This is a genomic window from Thermostichus sp. OS-CIW-31, assembly GCF_054060305.1.
In genome coordinates this window covers 22,371-37,282 of record NZ_JBSSDA010000025.1, presented here as the reverse complement: position 1 = coordinate 37,282, position 14,912 = coordinate 22,371, and the positions used below count along the sequence as shown (strand labels likewise).

The window sequence follows — 14,912 nt, the reverse complement described above, 5'->3', positions numbered from 1 at the left end:
TCTCGTTTTGACAAATTGGCCAGGAACTTCTTGAGTTTTCTCTATCTCGTCAGTGCTCTCTTTTGGCTCAAATGAAAGATCAACACAACCTAGTTTGGAATGACTATAATTTGTAATTTTTTACAGAAAGAGGCGTTTTTCAAAAGCTGAGCTGGCACTTGTTCTCTCGTTTTAACAAGTTGGCCAGAAACTTCTTAAGCTTTCTCTACTCTGTAGGCACGCTCTTCTGGATCCAGCTGATCCAGCTAGACCAGGGCATGGGGTAAGACTACTCCAAGATCCTATTCTCCCTCGGGGGGTGCTGCCGCCTCAGAATCCAAAATGGCCCCTGCTCCGTAAGAGTCAATATCGATGGCCTGGGATCCACCGGCAGCCAACAGAGCCATCAGGGATCCCAACTGCCACCACACCAAGCCTGCCGTGCTCAACACTAGGATCCCACCGACGCAGGCGGCCAAGGCCATAGACAGGCCAAACACGTTCAGACACGCGGCCACAAACCCAGAGGTAAACAGGCAGCAGAGACTGTAGGTGAGGATCACCCCAGGAGTGCGGTAGCGAATTTGCGCTTGGCTATCCCGGTTGAGCTGCCAAAGGGCCACCTGGTATTCCAAATTGTCCTTGAAAATGATGCCAAAGATGACAGCAAAAAAGCTGAATAAGGCGATGGCAGAGTAAATGGGGGGATTGACGAAGGGATCAGAAAGGGATTCCATAGGGCTGACCTCGGTTTGGGATCCAAGTCCTTAGCTTAACACTTCTTAGCATCACAGAAGATGTCTAGCAGGTCAATGTCAACAACACAACCGATAACGCCAGACCCAGTTGGGGCATGATGAGAACTGGTCGGGTATCACCTCATCTGCAAAAGGGCTGTAATCTGAGATGGGGGCTAAGAGCAGTAGGATGTTCGACAAGGGGCTGTAGCTCAGATGGATAGAGCAAGCGCCTCCTAAGCGCTAGGTCGGCGGTTCAAGTCCGCCCAGTCCCGCTTCCTCAAGCCGCCAGACTCCTGCCTGGGCAGGTCAACGATAGAGGTTGCAGGAGTTGTGTAGGTTGTAGCCGGAGACCAAAACCTCTTGCTGGCGATCCCCAAGGCCGATGTCACAGCGCAGGGGATTCCCACCAGCAGCTGTGTAGGTGTGAGACTCCGTCATCCAACGCATGCCAGCTGGGCCAGGAGTGGGAGGAACAACTTCGGGGAGACGATAGTTGGGGGCTTGCCAGGGATCTTGCAGATAACGATCCCCTTGGATCCCTCCGAATTGAATATCGGCGTAGCTGGAAGGATAAACCGTAAAATCCATGCGGAAGATTTCTGAAGCGCGGCCAATGGTCGCCAAAGCTGTTTGGGCTTCAGCAACTCTGGAACGGCGAATGTGGTTAAGCAGGTTGGGAATGGCCACCGCGCAGAGAGTACCGACAATCACAATGACCACCAGCAACTCGATCAATGTCATGCCACGAGGAGCCGCAGTGGCCAGACGGAAAAGGATTCTCCTGAGATAGACTTCATGAAGGGAAAACCGATTCATGACAGCCTCAGCCCCACTTTGGGAGAAATCAGGCACCCGGCTAAACCCGAAGGATCTTGCCCTGGTATTCAAGCCTTTTCTTGGTCTCAGGTTACCCTTCGCAGACCCAAAACTTTCCTCATCAAATCATGTGAACTCCTGAATCCAAAACCCCACTGGATATCAACTGTAGGTAAATTTTTTGTAAACTGGCTTCAAGTTTTAAGGCCAGATAAATCTGAGTTCACTGTGAACTGTTTTCGCGGCTGTCTATGGGGTGACACTGCCAGTTGCTACTGCCCCAAACTTTTTATGTGTTACCCATTTTTGGAACAGCAACAGATGAATTTTTGCCTGTGGCTATCTCAATCCTATGGACGGGAATGTCAGACTTATGGTCATTTCGATTCAAACTGGGGCACTGACCCACGCCTAAAACCTTTACTTTCAGAGCGGCGGGAGCTTTGGCAGGATGAGTACGTTGTTCTCAGCCCCCTGTTGGGATGGGGCAATACCCCGATTAGCCCAAGATGTCTATACAGCGGCGAATCAATACCTCACTCATGCGTTGGCGGTAGAGGGCGCTGGCCCGAAAATCCGCGATCCAGCCGTGGGCTTGCTCTGCCAAAAGTTGGGGAAGGTGTTCTGGATTGGGCCGGGATCCCAGCCGCACCAGTTGTGGGGGTGAAAGGGCAGCATTGAGTCCGAAGCGATAATCGCCTGAGTCGGGATCGCGCGATCCAGCGACGATCACCAAGGCGGGATCCGTTTGGGTGATGCCGAGCCGCTGAAAGGTGCTGGGGCCGCGCAGCCGTTGGGCCGGGATCCAGATGGATCGCAAGGCTTCGCCCGGCTGCAGCAGAGTTTGTTGGGGGCCGGTTTGAAAGTCCTGAGCGGGGATGTGGCGCAGGGATCCCTGCAGATCGATCAGCGTGTAGGTGGCCTCAAGGGCGATCAACACGGGTGCTACGACACCGACACTCAGGGCCAGGCAGAGATTTCCCCCTATCGTTGCCAAGTGGGCCACCTTAAAAGAGGCCAAAGACGCCATTCCCTCGCACAGGGCGCGGATCCCTGGCCAATGGGGTGGCCAATCGTATTGCAACAGTTGCTGGAAGGTACAGGTTGCCCCCAGTTTTAACCCTTCTGCACTGATTTCCAGCTCGTTCCAGTCCAGAGGATGCAAATCGACCAGTCCCCGCAGGTGGGGTTGCGGCTGGGAGAAGAGCCAAGTCCCCCCGGCCAGCCAGTTCCAGCCGGGATCCCAGGCGGTCAAGTCCTCAAGCTGTTGGGGACGAATGTAAGTGTGCAGATGGTGCAGATCCATCGGTTCTCTCAGGCGCTGAAGGGAATCAAGGGGTTGTAGCTTCGCCCCAAAAACCCTGGGCAGGGATCCAGACTGCAGGCTTCAGGGGGCTAGAGAGCTTCCTGAAAGCATTGGGCGAGGGCCTGGCATAGCTCAGGGACAACATCAGCAGGCCAAAAACCTTCTCCGCGCCGGCCTTGATGCAATTGCACGTAGAGGCCCCAGGCGGTGGCGCTGCCGCTGGCAATCAACGTCAAAGCAGGGCAAGTCTGCTCCAGCGTAATGCCCTCCTCCGCCATCAGTTGGGAGGCGATGGCCTCCATATCCTGCTGCAGGCGCTGCACCCCCTGCACAAACGCTTGCCACTCCTCCTGAGTGAGCTCCAGCGCCCAGGCTTCTCCCCCCACCAGGGCAACAAAAGGGGAACGGGTGGGATCCCAGCCCAGCCTCCAGCCGGATCCCTTGTGCAAAGAGGGGCGGCGTCCCGCCGTGGCGATTGGGAACCCGTCGTCGGGAACAGACATGCGAGGAAAAGCATCCATGGTGCTCCGCACCGCTAACGCGACCACTGCAGGTGGGCCAGAAAAGATGCGGGTAAAATCGACAGGGTGTGTTTTAGGATAAAGCGGCCATGGCCAGTTGTCAGCCTCCCACTGCCAAACCTCGCCGGTTTTCAAGGACTTCGTCCTGCAAGCAGAGCACCCTCATTTCCGGCTTGGGCCTGTTGCTGACGGCCTTGGCGCTCCATGCCGCCGACGCGACCGGAGTTCGTGAAGAGACCTTTGCCACGGCGGCCACCCCCGAAAACCCAATCCTGCATATAGGCATTTTGCAACGCTTTGGCCGTTCTGAGACGGATCAAGTGGAGCTGGCGGCGCCGACGGGATCCCTTCTCACCCTGGAATTCCCTCAAGCAGACGGCAGCACCCAGACCCAGCGAACGCCTCGGGTCAGCATCGGCATTGTCAATCGCGCCCTGACCACCCCGGAAACCGTATACCGTCTAATCCTCAGCAGCCACAAAAGCTTTGAGAGTGCCGAGGCCAATGCCAACCATTGGCAGTCTCTGGGCATCAGCACCGAGATCGCCCAGCCGCAAGAATGGCAGGTGTGGGCCAACCGCGCCTACACCCCGCAACAACTGGCCCAGATTCAGCAGTATGCCCAGAAAGAAGGGATCCCCCATGTGCGGCTCGAGGTGCAGGAGCGGCGAGAACGGGCGGAGCTGAGCTGGATCCATGAACACTTTCGCTACCACCGCACCCGCCTCAGGGTGACCTCTGATGCCGGCTATCTACGGGTGAACGACCACTACTATGCCGGATCCATCACCTTTCAGCCCAATGCCTACGGCAGCTACACCGTAGTCAACGCCGTGCCCCTGGAAACCTATTTGCGGGGGGTAGTTCCCCACGAGGTGGGGCCAGGGGCTCCCTTTGCCGCCATGGCTGCCCAGGCGATCCTGGCGCGCACCTACGCCCTCAAGAACCTCCACCGCTTTCAGGTTGACGATTATCAGCTCTGTGCCAATACCCACTGCCAGGTTTACAAGGGATTGACCGGAACCCACCCGCGGGCTGACGAGGCCATTCGCCAAACCAGTGGCCTGGTGCTCACCTACAATGGCGAGCTGGTGGATGCTGTCTATTCCTCTACCAATGGCGGCATCTCGGCGGCCTTTGAAGATGTTTGGGACGGGGATCCGCGCCCCTACCTGCGCCGGCAAGCGGATATTGCCCATCAACCGGGTAAGCCCTTGGATTTGCGGCAGGAGAGCAGCTTCCAGGCGTTTTTGGCCCAGCGAGAGGGCTTCAACGAAGCAGGAGTATCCCGCCTATTCCGCTGGGAGTTCTCCCTATCTTTGGAGGAGCTGAACACCCAGTTTCGGGCCGGCCAAGACTACCTAGGGATCCCGATGCCCACCTGGAGCAGCATCGCGGGGATGCAGATCCTGGAGCGCTCCGCCAGTGGCCGGGTGCAGGTGATGCAATTGGACTTGCAGACGGCAGAAGGGATCCGCTCGATTCTTTTGCGCAAGGATCAGGTACGCTTGGCTTTTCCTCGCCTGTACAGCACCCTGTTTCGGATAGAGCCTCTGAAACAAGGGGAGCGATTGGCAGGCTATCGCTTTATCGGCGGCGGCTTCGGCCATGGGGTGGGCTTGAGCCAGTACGGCTCCTATACCCTGGCTCGGCAGGGGTTTAACGCGGCGCAAATCCTCGCTTTTTACTACCCCGGCACCACCTTGGCCCCGCTGGGATCCCTATCCTTGCAGTTGCCTGCCGCCTCAGCGGCCTACTCTATCCGCTAGAGGTTGGGTGAAAGTTATGGCCGTTCGCGACAGCGGGACAGAGCCTTTAGCTTGTCGGGGTGTGGGGGTAGCTAAGCCCTGCACTGTACTCGTAGAGTCAGTGTCGGGATACAGATACCCCCACATGGTGTATGATGGGAGTAGTTGCACAAAACGGCTTTTGCCGGAATCTGGTGCAACTACGCGGTAGGGCATTCCGTGTCTGCTCGTGGAGGGTTCTTGCGTAGGCTCCCCGATGAAGCGAGAAGCCCACGCTGTACCCGTAGGGTCAGCGATGGGAGTATGTCACAAGAGCTACGAGAGCAGAGCGCCGGACATCCCCATTCTCCATCAGACGGGAGGGATCCCTCCCCTGAGGGACAGGGATCCATTGGCGACGGCGGGACAGAGTCCTCCGCTGCTGCAGCAGAAGGGGAATCGGCGCCCGGTCGTGTCAGCAGTGGGGAACTGTCTGCGATCCCGGCTGCCCCGCCAGGGTTTAAGTCGGGGTTTGTGGGGCTGATCGGGCGGCCCAATGTGGGCAAGTCCACCCTACTCAACGCCCTGGTGGGACAAAAGATTGCCATCACCTCTCCCGTGGCCCAGACCACCCGCAACCGCCTGCAGGGGATCCTCTCCCTACCCCAAGCCCAGATCATCTGGGTGGATACCCCTGGCATCCACAAACCCCACCACCGCCTGGGGGAAATCTTGGTACACAACGCCCAGGCAGCCATTGCCGCTGTGGACGTGATCCTCTTCGTGGTGGATGGATCGGTGCCGGCAGGACGCGGGGATGCTTTTATTGCCGAGCGGATCCCTGCTGCTTCCCCCTGCCTGATCGTCTGCAACAAAGCGGATCTGCTTCCTCGGGATGCTGCCGTGCGCCAAGCTCACCAAGAGAGCTACCAAGCCCTGCGCCCCGGCGCTCCTGTCGTTTGGGTGTCTGCCTTGGATCCCAGCAGTTTGACACCCCTGATCCAAGCCACCATCGATCTGCTGCCCACCGGCCCCTACTACTACCCGCCGGATCTGGTGACGGATCAGCCGGAGCGGTTCATCATGGCGGAGCTGATCCGAGAACAGGTGCTGCTGCAGACCCGCGAGGAAGTGCCCCATTCCGTGGCCGTGACCATCGACCAGGTGGAAGAAACCCCCAACGTCACCTGCATCTTGGCCACCCTCTATGTAGAGCGGGACTCGCAAAAGGGGATCCTCATTGGCAAAGGGGGGGAAAGGCTCAAGCGGATCGGCCAGGCAGCCCGCCTGCAGATTCAAAAGCTGATCCTGGGCAAGGTGTACCTGGAGCTGTTTGTCAAGGTGCGGCCCCACTGGCGGCGCTCTGAGCACCTTCTGCGCGACTTGGGCTACAGCGCTACGTCCCCCTAGCGGGAATAAGCCATTTGCGTCAGCAGGACGGAGTTCTTATGCCCCCCTCTCCCCTTGTGGGTAGGAGACTGGGGTATTTGCGCGAGCAGCACAGCGTGCTTGGGGGGAATGCTTCAAAAATGCCTTAAAAATGCCTTGGATCTGCTTGGAATAGATGCCGGATGGGATCCCTGCGTTAGCTTGGATAGCAAAGCCTTTGGAGTTCAACGGCAGTTTTTCTTATCGCTGCTTTGCCCCATGACCGCTTTCTATCCCGCTACGGTTCAACCCGGCGCCCGCACCCTGCCGGGCCACTACTACGTCTCCTCCAGCCGTTTTGAGGCGGAGATTGAGCAGATTTTTTATCGGCAGTGGTTCTGCGTGGGGCGCAGTGCCGATCTGGCCCAACCCGGAGACTTTTTGCAGGTGCAGGTGCTCAGAGAAAGCCTGATCCTGGTACGGGATCCCAAGGGGCAAGCCCATGCCTTCTTCAACCACTGTCGCCATCGAGGAACCCGACTCTGCAGCGAGCTCCAAGGCCATTTTGCCGATGGGATCCCTTGCCCCTACCACGCCTGGCGCTATGGGCTGGATGGACAATTGTTGGCGGCTCCCCAGATGCACGAGGTGGAAGACTTTCGCCGTGAAGACTATCCCCTCCACTCCGCTGCCTTGGCAGAATGGGAAGGCTTCGTCTGGGTCAACCTCAGCCGCAATCCTCAGCCCTTCGATGAGGTTTTTGCCCCATTGCAAGGCCGCTTCCGAGAGTGGAACTTGTCTGCTTTGCGGCGAGGTCATCGTATTGAATACCACGTTCAAGCCAACTGGAAATTGCTGTTTGAAAACTACTCTGAGTGCTACCACTGCCCCCTCATTCACCCGGAATTGGCCCGTCTTTCGCCGGCTCGCAGCGGTCGCAACGACTTGATGGAAGGCCCCTTTTTGGGCGGCTACATGTTGCTCAACCCAGATGTGACCAGCCTAAACATGAGTGGCCAACGCAGCTTGCCCCTGATCTCCACCGTGCGAGGCGAGAACCAACGGCGGGCCTACTACTACACCCTTATGCCCAATCTATTCTTGAGCCTGCAGCCGGACTATGTCATGACCCACACTCTGTGGCCCCAGGGATCCGACCGGACGCGGGTCGTCTGCGATTGGCTGTTTGAGCCGGAGACCTTGGCGCTGGATGGTTTTGATCCCAGCGAGGTGGTGGAATTGTGGGATCGCACCAATCGACAGGATTGGCACCTGTGCGAGCTCACCCAGCAAGGGGTGGGATCCCGTGCCTATGAAGCAGGGCCTCTTTCCCATGCAGAAGGGTTGCTGCAAGCCTTTGGGCGGGAATACCGCCGGCAGATGCAGGAGCATGACTCTAGTCAATGATATGCTGGACTATACTGGAAATAACGTATAGTATGTTCAGCATGGCTGCTTAGTATGGCTAGGTATGTGAAACCGAGAGAAGCGGCGGACTATTTCGGGGTATGTCTCCACACTTTGAGGCGATGGGAACAGAAAGGTTGGATCAAGGCAATACGCACACCATCCGGTAGGGCGAGAAGGTATGACCTCGACAGCTACATCAAAACGCCAAGAAAAGTCAAACGAGTCGTTTTGTACGCCCGAGTCAGCAGCCGAAGACAGAAACCAGACTTGGAGAGACAGATTGCAAAACTGGTTAGCCTCTATCCTGGAGCCGAAGTGGTCGGAGAGATTGGCGGCGGTCTCGACTTCAAAAGACCAAAGTTCCTTGCCTTATTGGAGCGAGTTCGTACAGGAGATGTCGGAACAATTGTGGTCGCTCATCGGGATCGACTCTGCCGGTTTGGATTTGAGTTCGTTGAATGGTACTGCCGTCAATACGGGTGCGAAATCTTGGTTCTCGATGACGATCACCTTTCTCCCCAACAGGAACTGGTTGAGGATATCCTCACCATCCTGCACTGCTTCAGCAGTCGGCTCTACGGACTCAGAAAATATCGGGCTGCAATCGAGAAAGATACGGATTTATCCAGAGCTGGCGCTGGCTAAAGTTTGGAAGCGGTGGCAAGCGGCGTGCCGGTACTGCTACAACCAAGCGATTGCCTATCAGCGTCAGCATGGCACTACTAAAACCCCAGAAAAGCTGCGGAATATTATCCTGCAATCGGACTTGCCGCAGTGGGTGAAGGACGCCCCCTGCCACATCAAGCAGAACGCGGTCGTCGAGGCGTGGTTGGCGTTTCGCCGAAGCAAAGACGCGAGGTTTCGCAGTGTGCGGGACGGGTCGCATACGCTGCAATTCAACGCCGGCAACTTTCGCAATGGGACGTGGTATCCGAAACTCACCCGAGGCTTGGCGTTCCGTGCATCCGAGGAGATGCCCAGAGAATGGGCACGTGGGACTGAACTAATGCGGGTGAAAGACAGATGGTATGCCATCTTTCCTGAGCCCGTGAACGAGCAGTGTTCGTTAGCAAAGGGGGTTGTTGCGCTTGACCCTGGAGTAAGAAGCTTCTTCACAGGGTTTAATGGAGCGGGTTTTGTAGATATTGCCAAAGGAGACTTCGGTAGAATCGCTCGGCTGTGCTACCACCTAGACGATCTGCAATCTAGGCTGAGCAAAGCACCGAGACTCAGGCGCAGGCGAATGCGGCAAGCGGCGTTTCGTCTGCGGGAGAGAATCAGGAACTTGGTGGACGAGTGCCATCGCAAGGTAGCGGCGTTCTTAACGGATAACTACCGATTGATATTCCTCCCCACTTTCGAGTCAGCCAAGATGGTTGCCAAGGCAGGGAGGAAGTTTGGTAGCAAGACAGCGAGGGCGATGCTCACCTGGGCGCACTATCGGTTCAAGCAGTTCCTGAAGTTTCAAGCCAAAAAGAAAAACGTGGTCGTCGTGGAAGTATCGGAGGCGTACACCAGCAAAACCTGTACCAAGTGCGGGCACATCCACACTAAGTTGGGTGGCGCAAAGGTGTTTAGATGCCCCAAGTGCAACCACAGGCTACCACGAGATTGGCAAGGCGCTCTGGGTGTTATGCTCAGAGCTTTGCGGGATACCGCCTTTCTGTTCGGAAACGGGCAGAATGCTATCGCTTCACCGTTGAGCAGTAGTGCTCAGCAGTGTTCAGCGTAAATGTATCAGTTGGAAGAACAAAGCTGCTAAAAAAGTGTTAGGGACAGAGGGTTTTTGTTGATTGGGTTGCCGTTGGCGTTGTTAGGACGAAGTTCTTTGTAAGGTGCTTTGGGCTGAGGTTAACCACAATGTTGCGACTGTACGGGATCCCAACCTCCGGAAATTGCTACAAAGTGGAATTGCTCCTCAAGCAATTGGGGATCCCCTATGAGACGGTTGAAGTCAACTCCAGGGCCGGAGAAAACCGCCGCCCCGAGTACCTGGCCAAAAACCCCCTGGGCCAGATCCCGGCTTTGGAACTGGAAGATGGAACGGTCTTGGCCGAGTCCGCCGCGATCTTGGTTTACCTGGCAGAAGACACCCCCCTCTACGGCCAAAACAAGTTGGAACGGGCCGAGATTTTGAAGTGGTTGCTTTTTGAACAAACCCGCATTGCCCGCTACATCGCCACCACTCGCTTCTGGGTGCGGGCCGGCCAAGCAGAGGCCCATGCTGACGTGATCGCCCAGAACTTGAAATCTGGAACAGAGGCCTTGGAGATCATGGAAGGCCACCTGCAGGGGAAAGCATTTTTTGTGGGCAACCGCTACACCATCGCCGATCTCGCCCTTTTCACCTACACCCATGTGGCGGAGCAGGGCGGGTTTGACCTCAAGCCCTTTCCTCAGATCCGAGCCTGGTGTCAGCGGGTGAAAGAAACCGACCGGTTCTTCCCCCTACCCGGAGCCTAGAACGCCTTCCGCTAGTTGCTGGCTCCCTCCATGCCCTCTAGCAACTGGCCCAGATACCAAATCTCGACCTCGCTGGCCACTTCCCCCTCAGCCAAGAAGGGCGTGCCATCTTGGAAGTTGAGTGGCCCCTTGAAGAGCTGAATGCTGCCATTCCCCAAGCCGGCGATGAACTCCTCCAACTTAGCCCTATCTTCTGGCTCCAGGGCTTCTCCCATGATGAACCCCGCCGAAGACGTGTCCGGGTTGTTGATGTCTGACCAGTCGATGGGCGGACGCAGGAATTGGCTCTCGAAGGTGCCCGCGCGAGCTGCCTCGATCAATTGCTTGTATCCTGGCCCCCAGTTGTAGTAGGAAACCCCCAGGCAAATTTCGGGCGCAAAGTTACAACCGCTGGCCAGGCCGTAGTGGGTGTAGCGCACTCGCTTTCCGGCCTCAGCAGCCCGCTTGCCTTGCACCGCCGCCTCCGGTGTATCCAACCCCGACATCACCACATCAAAGCCGCTGTTGTAAAAGTCATCGGCAACCTTGCTTGGATCCAAAGTAACCCCTGGAATGTTGAACCAGAAGCCAATCCAGGTCACCCGGAACTGCAACTCTTCAGGACGATCTCGGTAAGTTTCCCAGCAGTATTTGGCCCCCAAGTAAGCAGCAGCAGCGTAACGGCGGGTTTCATCGTTGATCAGAGGTCCCAATAGGCCAATTTTGCCGGTTTCGGAGCCCAGGGCTGCAGCACAGCCAGCCACCATGCGCATCGCTTCCATCTGGGGCATGATGTTGGCCAAGTTGGGCAGATCGATGTAATTTTTCCCCTCCTTCCAGGCCATGTCCCCAGAAGCATGGATAACCGCAATCTCGGGATGCTTGCGGGCCGTTTCAATCGCGTCGTCTTTGTGGTCATCAGAAGTAAAGATGATAACCTTGGCCCCTTGGGCGATCATATCATCCGCCACCTGAGAGGCGCGCACATTGGGCCGATCCGCTGGGTTCACCTTGTCCAGGTAATCAAACTCGACACCAGGCAACTTGGCCTTGACGTATTCGCTGCCCTCCACATGCGCCTGGCTCCAGCCGCCATCCTGCATCGGCCCCACCAGCACCATGCCCACTTTGAAGGTCTCCTGCGCCGTTGTGGGGGTGGATCCCAGTAGAGCGGCGACTGCCAGGCCAATAGCCCAGCCTCTCGAGGGAGAAAAAGCGCGAATAAGATTCCAGCTCACAGGCAGCTCCAACAGAACAGGGATCCAAAGCCGGAAGACTACATCCATCATCGGGATCCCGCTGCAGATCGCTGTATCTGAGAATACAAAAAGGCGCTTGGCAAACGACGTGGAAGCCAGCAGGGGCTCAGGGAGAAATTTATCGTTCCTTCAGTTCCCGCTGAATCTCCCGCTGGGTTTGCCGCTCTTTGATTGCCTGCCGCTTGTCGTGGAGCTTTTTGCCGCGGGCCACGCCCAGATGGGCTTTGATCCAGCCGCGGTTGAGCACCAGCTTGAGGGGAACCACGGTCAGGCCCTTTTGTTCCACCAAGCCCCGTAGGCGGTCGATCTCGCGGCGGTGCAGCAGCAACTTGCGGCGGCGGGTAGGGTCGTGGTTAAACACTTTGCTGGCGGTGTCATGGGGGGAGATGTGCAGATTGTGCAGCCATGCTTCCCCATCCCGAAAGAGGGCAAAAGCGTCTTGCAGGTTGGCTTTGCCCGCTCGTATCGATTTCACCTCTGTGCCGGTCAGTTGGATCCCGGCCTCATAGGTCTCCAAGATGTCGTACTCGAAGCGGGCGCGACGGTTGTCAACCAGGGTTTTGACGTTGGGATCCACAGCCATAGGCTTTCAGTAGACCAGAGGGCCTAACGAGAGGTCAGGGATCTCTCCAATTTTCGCACCGCCCGCCCAACCAAGCGCTCGGATTTGCCGCGCCAGAGAAAGCGAATGGGGGTACCGGTAAAGTCCAGGTTTTGCCGGAAGTGCTTTTCCAGGAAGCGGCGGTAGTTATCCTTAAACAAATCGGGATCGTTGACAAACAGAACAAAGGTGGGGGGCCGATCCGCCACCTGGGTGCCGTAGTAGATTCTGCCCTGCTTGCCCTGGCGGTTGGTGGGGGGCGATTGCCAGGCAAGAGCATCCTGGAGCACTTCGTTGACCACGGCGGTGGGAACCCGTTTGCGGTGGGCGGCCACCACGGTATTCACCTGCTCAAAGATTTTGTGGGTGCGTTGCCCGGTGAGGGCGCTGACAAACAGGAGCGGCGCCCATTCAATAAAGTAAAGCCTGTCGCGAATCTCGCGGGTGAACTCGTTGATGGTGTGGGTATCTTTGTTTTCTACTGCATCCCACTTGTTGACGACGACAACGCAGGCGCGGCCCTCTTCTTCGATGCGCCCGGCCAGCCTCTGATCCTGTTCGGTAACCCCCTCCAAAGCATCGATCACCAGCAGCACTGCATCCGAGCGCTGGATGGCCTTGAAGGCCCGGTTGATGCTGAAGAACTCAATGCCGTACTGCACGCGGTTTTTTTTGCGGATGCCGGCGGTATCGATGAGGCGATAGGGCTGCCCTTCCCAGGTGACCACGGTGTCGATGGCATCGCGGGTGGTGCCGGAAATGGGGCTGACGATGGCCCGCTCGGATCCTACCAGGCGGTTGAGCAGGCTGGATTTGCCGACGTTGGGCCGTCCCACAATCGAGACGGCGATGGGATCTGGCTCGCCTGCGGCTTCTGCGGTCACTTCGGGCAAGTGAGCCAGCACCGCCTCCAACAGCTCGGCTACCCCATTGCCATGGATGCCGGAACAGGGGATCGGATCCCCCAGCCCCAGCTCCCAAAAGGCTGCTGCCTGAGCCAGGCCCATCTGCCCCGACTCGCACTTGTTTACGGCCACCACCACCGGCAGGGGTTGTTTGCGCAGCCAATCGGCCACTTCTACATCGGCGGGTGTCAGTCCCTCTCGGCCATCCACCACGAAGATCACGGCCTGCGCCTCGGCCATGGCTGCCATCGCTTGCTGGCGAATGTGGGGCAGAAATTCGCTGTCGTCGCCAAAAACCAGGCCGCCGGTGTCCACCACCCGCAAGCGGCGCCCGTTCCACTCCACCTCCTGGTACAGGCGATCCCGGGTCACGCCGGGCTCATCGTGCACAATGGCCGAACGCACCCCCGCCATGCGGTTGACGAGGGTGGATTTGCCCACGTTGGGGCGGCCCACAATGGCCACAAGAGGTAGGGGCACTGTTGGCTCGTCGATAACTTGGGATATCTATCCTAGCTGTTCGGGATCCCGGATGCCCAAAGCCGCCAATCTCGATCATTGCTTTGGATGCAGGTCTGGCGGTAAGTTAGGTACCTATCCTCCCATCAGGCACCGGCTGTGCCCCTTCCCCATTCTTGCCATGAACCGCGCTCTCGTTCCCGCCCAGCGGCTGAACAAGCTGCCCGCCTATGTCTTCGCCCGCTTGGATGAGCTGAAGGCCCGCGCCCGCCAGCAGGGGTTGGATTTGATCGATCTGGGCATGGGCAACCCCGATGGTCCCACCCCACAGCCGGTGGTGGAGGCGGCGCAGGCGGCCATTGCGGATCCCGCCCACCACGGCTACCCGCCCTTTGAGGGCACGGCCAGCTTCCGCCAGGCGATCACGGATTGGTACTGGCGCCGCTACGGGGTGGAGCTGGATCCCAATGGAGAGGCGCTGCCTTTGCTGGGATCCAAAGAGGGGCTGACCCACCTGGCTCTGGCCTATGTGGATCCCGGAGATCTGGTGTTGGTGCCCAGCCCTGCCTATCCAGCCCATTTTCGCGGCCCCATGATTGCCGGCGGGCAGATCTACCCGATGATGCTGCGCCCGCAGAAGGGGTGGTTGATCGATCTGCAAGAAATACCGCCGGAAGTGGCTCAGCAAGCGCGGGTGCTCTACTTTAACTACCCCAACAACCCAACGGCTGCGGTGGCGCCCCGCTCTTTTTTTGAGGAAGTGGTGGAGTTTGCCCGCCGCTACGATCTCATCCTGGTGCACGACCTGTGCTACGCCGAGCTGGCTTTTGACGGCTACCGGCCCACCAGCTTGCTGCAGATCCCAGAGGCCAAGGACTTGGCAGTGGAGTTCCACACCCTCTCCAAAACCTACAACATGGCCGGTTGGCGGGTGGGATTTGTGGTGGGTAATCGCCAGATCATCCAAAGCTTGCGCACCCTGAAAACCAATCTCGACTACGGCATTTTTGCCGCCATCCAAAAGGCCGCCGAAACTGCCCTGCGCCTGCCGGATAGCTACCTGGAGCAGGTACAAGAGCGCTACCGCCGCCGGCGCGACTATCTGATCGGCCGCCTAGCGGAGTTGGGCTGGCGGATCGAGCCGCCACGGGCGACGATGTATCTCTGGATCCCTACCCCCCGCGCTGCCGACGGCACCCCTGAGGGATCGACGGAGTTTGCCCTGCGGGTGCTGGAATCTACAGGCGTGGTCGTAACCCCCGGCAGCGCTTTTGGAGAGGGAGGAGAGGGCTACGTGCGGATTAGCCTAATTGCCGATTGCGAGCGCATAGGTCAGGCTATCGATCGCTGGGCGGAAGCTGGGATCCGCTACTGCTGAG

Annotated in this window: 14 protein-coding genes and 1 tRNA gene; 8 read left to right on the top strand and 7 right to left on the bottom strand. The window is 57.9% G+C overall.

Annotated elements, in window-relative coordinates; all coding sequences use genetic code 11:
- Window positions 1-281: 281 nt before the first annotated feature.
- The gene (locus ACVWY9_RS12625; protein ID WP_011432900.1) at window positions 282-716 is read right to left on the bottom strand and encodes a hypothetical protein; all 435 of its coding nucleotides are present in this window, start codon (window positions 714-716) and stop codon (window positions 282-284) included.
- Window positions 717-917: 201 nt separating this feature from the next.
- Here ACVWY9_RS12625 and ACVWY9_RS12620 point away from each other — a divergent pair.
- Window positions 918-991 (top strand) — tRNA-Arg (locus ACVWY9_RS12620).
- Between the two features lie 34 nt (window positions 992-1,025).
- Here the strand turns inward: ACVWY9_RS12620 and ACVWY9_RS12615 are convergent.
- From ACVWY9_RS12615 to ACVWY9_RS12605, 3 genes are all read right to left on the bottom strand, one after another.
- Window positions 1,026-1,460 (bottom strand): type IV pilin protein, encoded by a 435-nt coding sequence (locus tag ACVWY9_RS12615; protein WP_457388703.1) that lies wholly within the window; start codon window positions 1,458-1,460, stop codon window positions 1,026-1,028.
- A 574-nt stretch (window positions 1,461-2,034) separates the two neighbouring features.
- The gene (locus tag ACVWY9_RS12610; RefSeq protein ID WP_011432898.1) at window positions 2,035-2,841 is read right to left on the bottom strand and encodes an FAD binding domain-containing protein; all 807 of its coding nucleotides are present in this window, start codon (window positions 2,839-2,841) and stop codon (window positions 2,035-2,037) included.
- A gap of 89 nt (window positions 2,842-2,930) precedes the next feature.
- Window positions 2,931-3,362: a DUF1818 family protein gene (locus ACVWY9_RS12605; protein ID WP_414382812.1), complete on the bottom strand. Its 432-nt coding sequence runs from the start codon at window positions 3,360-3,362 to the stop codon at window positions 2,931-2,933.
- Between the two features lie 89 nt (window positions 3,363-3,451).
- On the opposite strand from ACVWY9_RS12605, the gene ACVWY9_RS12600 reads away from it, so the two are divergent.
- From ACVWY9_RS12600 to ACVWY9_RS12575, 6 genes are all read left to right on the top strand, one after another.
- Window positions 3,452-5,131: a SpoIID/LytB domain-containing protein gene (locus ACVWY9_RS12600; RefSeq protein WP_457388700.1), complete on the top strand. Its 1,680-nt coding sequence runs from the start codon at window positions 3,452-3,454 to the stop codon at window positions 5,129-5,131.
- Window positions 5,132-5,413: 282 nt separating this feature from the next.
- Window positions 5,414-6,499, top strand: a complete 1,086-nt coding sequence (gene era, locus ACVWY9_RS12595; protein ID WP_457388698.1) for a GTPase Era — start codon at window positions 5,414-5,416, stop codon at window positions 6,497-6,499.
- A 237-nt stretch (window positions 6,500-6,736) separates the two neighbouring features.
- The gene (locus ACVWY9_RS12590) at window positions 6,737-7,864 is read left to right on the top strand and encodes an aromatic ring-hydroxylating oxygenase subunit alpha (RefSeq protein ID WP_414424585.1); all 1,128 of its coding nucleotides are present in this window, start codon (window positions 6,737-6,739) and stop codon (window positions 7,862-7,864) included.
- A 54-nt stretch (window positions 7,865-7,918) separates the two neighbouring features.
- Window positions 7,919-8,512 (top strand): IS607 family transposase, encoded by a 594-nt coding sequence (locus ACVWY9_RS12585; RefSeq protein WP_457388696.1) that lies wholly within the window; start codon window positions 7,919-7,921, stop codon window positions 8,510-8,512.
- Window positions 8,400-9,599 carry an RNA-guided endonuclease InsQ/TnpB family protein gene (locus ACVWY9_RS12580; RefSeq protein WP_457388707.1) on the top strand — a complete coding sequence of 400 codons (1,200 nt, stop codon included), beginning with the start codon at window positions 8,400-8,402 and terminating at the stop codon, window positions 9,597-9,599. The genes ACVWY9_RS12585 and ACVWY9_RS12580 overlap by 113 nt, the downstream gene beginning before the upstream one ends.
- Window positions 9,600-9,727: 128 nt before the next feature.
- Complete coding sequence (locus ACVWY9_RS12575) at window positions 9,728-10,330, top strand: glutathione S-transferase family protein (RefSeq protein ID WP_414342730.1); 603 nt, start codon at window positions 9,728-9,730, stop codon at window positions 10,328-10,330.
- 11 nt (window positions 10,331-10,341) lie between these two features.
- Here ACVWY9_RS12575 and ACVWY9_RS12570 read toward each other — a convergent pair whose 3' ends face one another.
- From ACVWY9_RS12570 to der, 3 genes are all read right to left on the bottom strand, one after another.
- Window positions 10,342-11,598: a BMP family lipoprotein gene (locus tag ACVWY9_RS12570; RefSeq protein WP_457388694.1), complete on the bottom strand. Its 1,257-nt coding sequence runs from the start codon at window positions 11,596-11,598 to the stop codon at window positions 10,342-10,344.
- Window positions 11,599-11,686: 88 nt separating this feature from the next.
- Window positions 11,687-12,151 carry an SsrA-binding protein SmpB gene (smpB, locus tag ACVWY9_RS12565; RefSeq protein WP_011432891.1) on the bottom strand — a complete coding sequence of 155 codons (465 nt, stop codon included), beginning with the start codon at window positions 12,149-12,151 and terminating at the stop codon, window positions 11,687-11,689.
- Between the two features lie 23 nt (window positions 12,152-12,174).
- On the bottom strand, window positions 12,175-13,554 hold the full coding sequence (der, locus tag ACVWY9_RS12560) for a ribosome biogenesis GTPase Der (protein WP_011432890.1): 1,380 nt from the start codon (window positions 13,552-13,554) through the stop codon (window positions 12,175-12,177).
- A gap of 160 nt (window positions 13,555-13,714) precedes the next feature.
- Here der and ACVWY9_RS12555 point away from each other — a divergent pair, with 160 nt between their 5' ends.
- Window positions 13,715-14,911 carry an aspartate aminotransferase gene (locus ACVWY9_RS12555; protein ID WP_457388691.1) on the top strand — a complete coding sequence of 399 codons (1,197 nt, stop codon included), beginning with the start codon at window positions 13,715-13,717 and terminating at the stop codon, window positions 14,909-14,911.
- Window position 14,912 lies beyond the last annotated feature (1 nt).

Bases quoted from the DNA above. Each gene is read 5' to 3' on its own strand.
- ACVWY9_RS12625 (WP_011432900.1), bottom strand. From the start codon at position 716: ATGGAATCCCTTTCTGATCCCTTCGTCAATCCCCCCATTTACTCTGCC.
- ACVWY9_RS12615 (WP_457388703.1), bottom strand. From the start codon at position 1,460: ATGACATTGATCGAGTTGCTGGTGGTCATTGTGATTGTCGGTACTCTC.
- ACVWY9_RS12610 (WP_011432898.1), bottom strand. From the start codon at position 2,841: ATGGATCTGCACCATCTGCACACTTACATTCGTCCCCAACAGCTTGAG.
- ACVWY9_RS12605 (WP_414382812.1), bottom strand. From the start codon at position 3,362: ATGGATGCTTTTCCTCGCATGTCTGTTCCCGACGACGGGTTCCCAATC.
- ACVWY9_RS12600 (WP_457388700.1), top strand. From the start codon at position 3,452: ATGGCCAGTTGTCAGCCTCCCACTGCCAAACCTCGCCGGTTTTCAAGG.
- era (WP_457388698.1), top strand. From the start codon at position 5,414: ATGTCACAAGAGCTACGAGAGCAGAGCGCCGGACATCCCCATTCTCCA.
- ACVWY9_RS12590 (WP_414424585.1), top strand. From the start codon at position 6,737: ATGACCGCTTTCTATCCCGCTACGGTTCAACCCGGCGCCCGCACCCTG.
- ACVWY9_RS12585 (WP_457388696.1), top strand. From the start codon at position 7,919: ATGGCTAGGTATGTGAAACCGAGAGAAGCGGCGGACTATTTCGGGGTA.
- ACVWY9_RS12575 (WP_414342730.1), top strand. From the start codon at position 9,728: ATGTTGCGACTGTACGGGATCCCAACCTCCGGAAATTGCTACAAAGTG.
- ACVWY9_RS12570 (WP_457388694.1), bottom strand. From the start codon at position 11,598: ATGATGGATGTAGTCTTCCGGCTTTGGATCCCTGTTCTGTTGGAGCTG.
- smpB (WP_011432891.1), bottom strand. From the start codon at position 12,151: ATGGCTGTGGATCCCAACGTCAAAACCCTGGTTGACAACCGTCGCGCC.
- ACVWY9_RS12555 (WP_457388691.1), top strand. From the start codon at position 13,715: ATGAACCGCGCTCTCGTTCCCGCCCAGCGGCTGAACAAGCTGCCCGCC.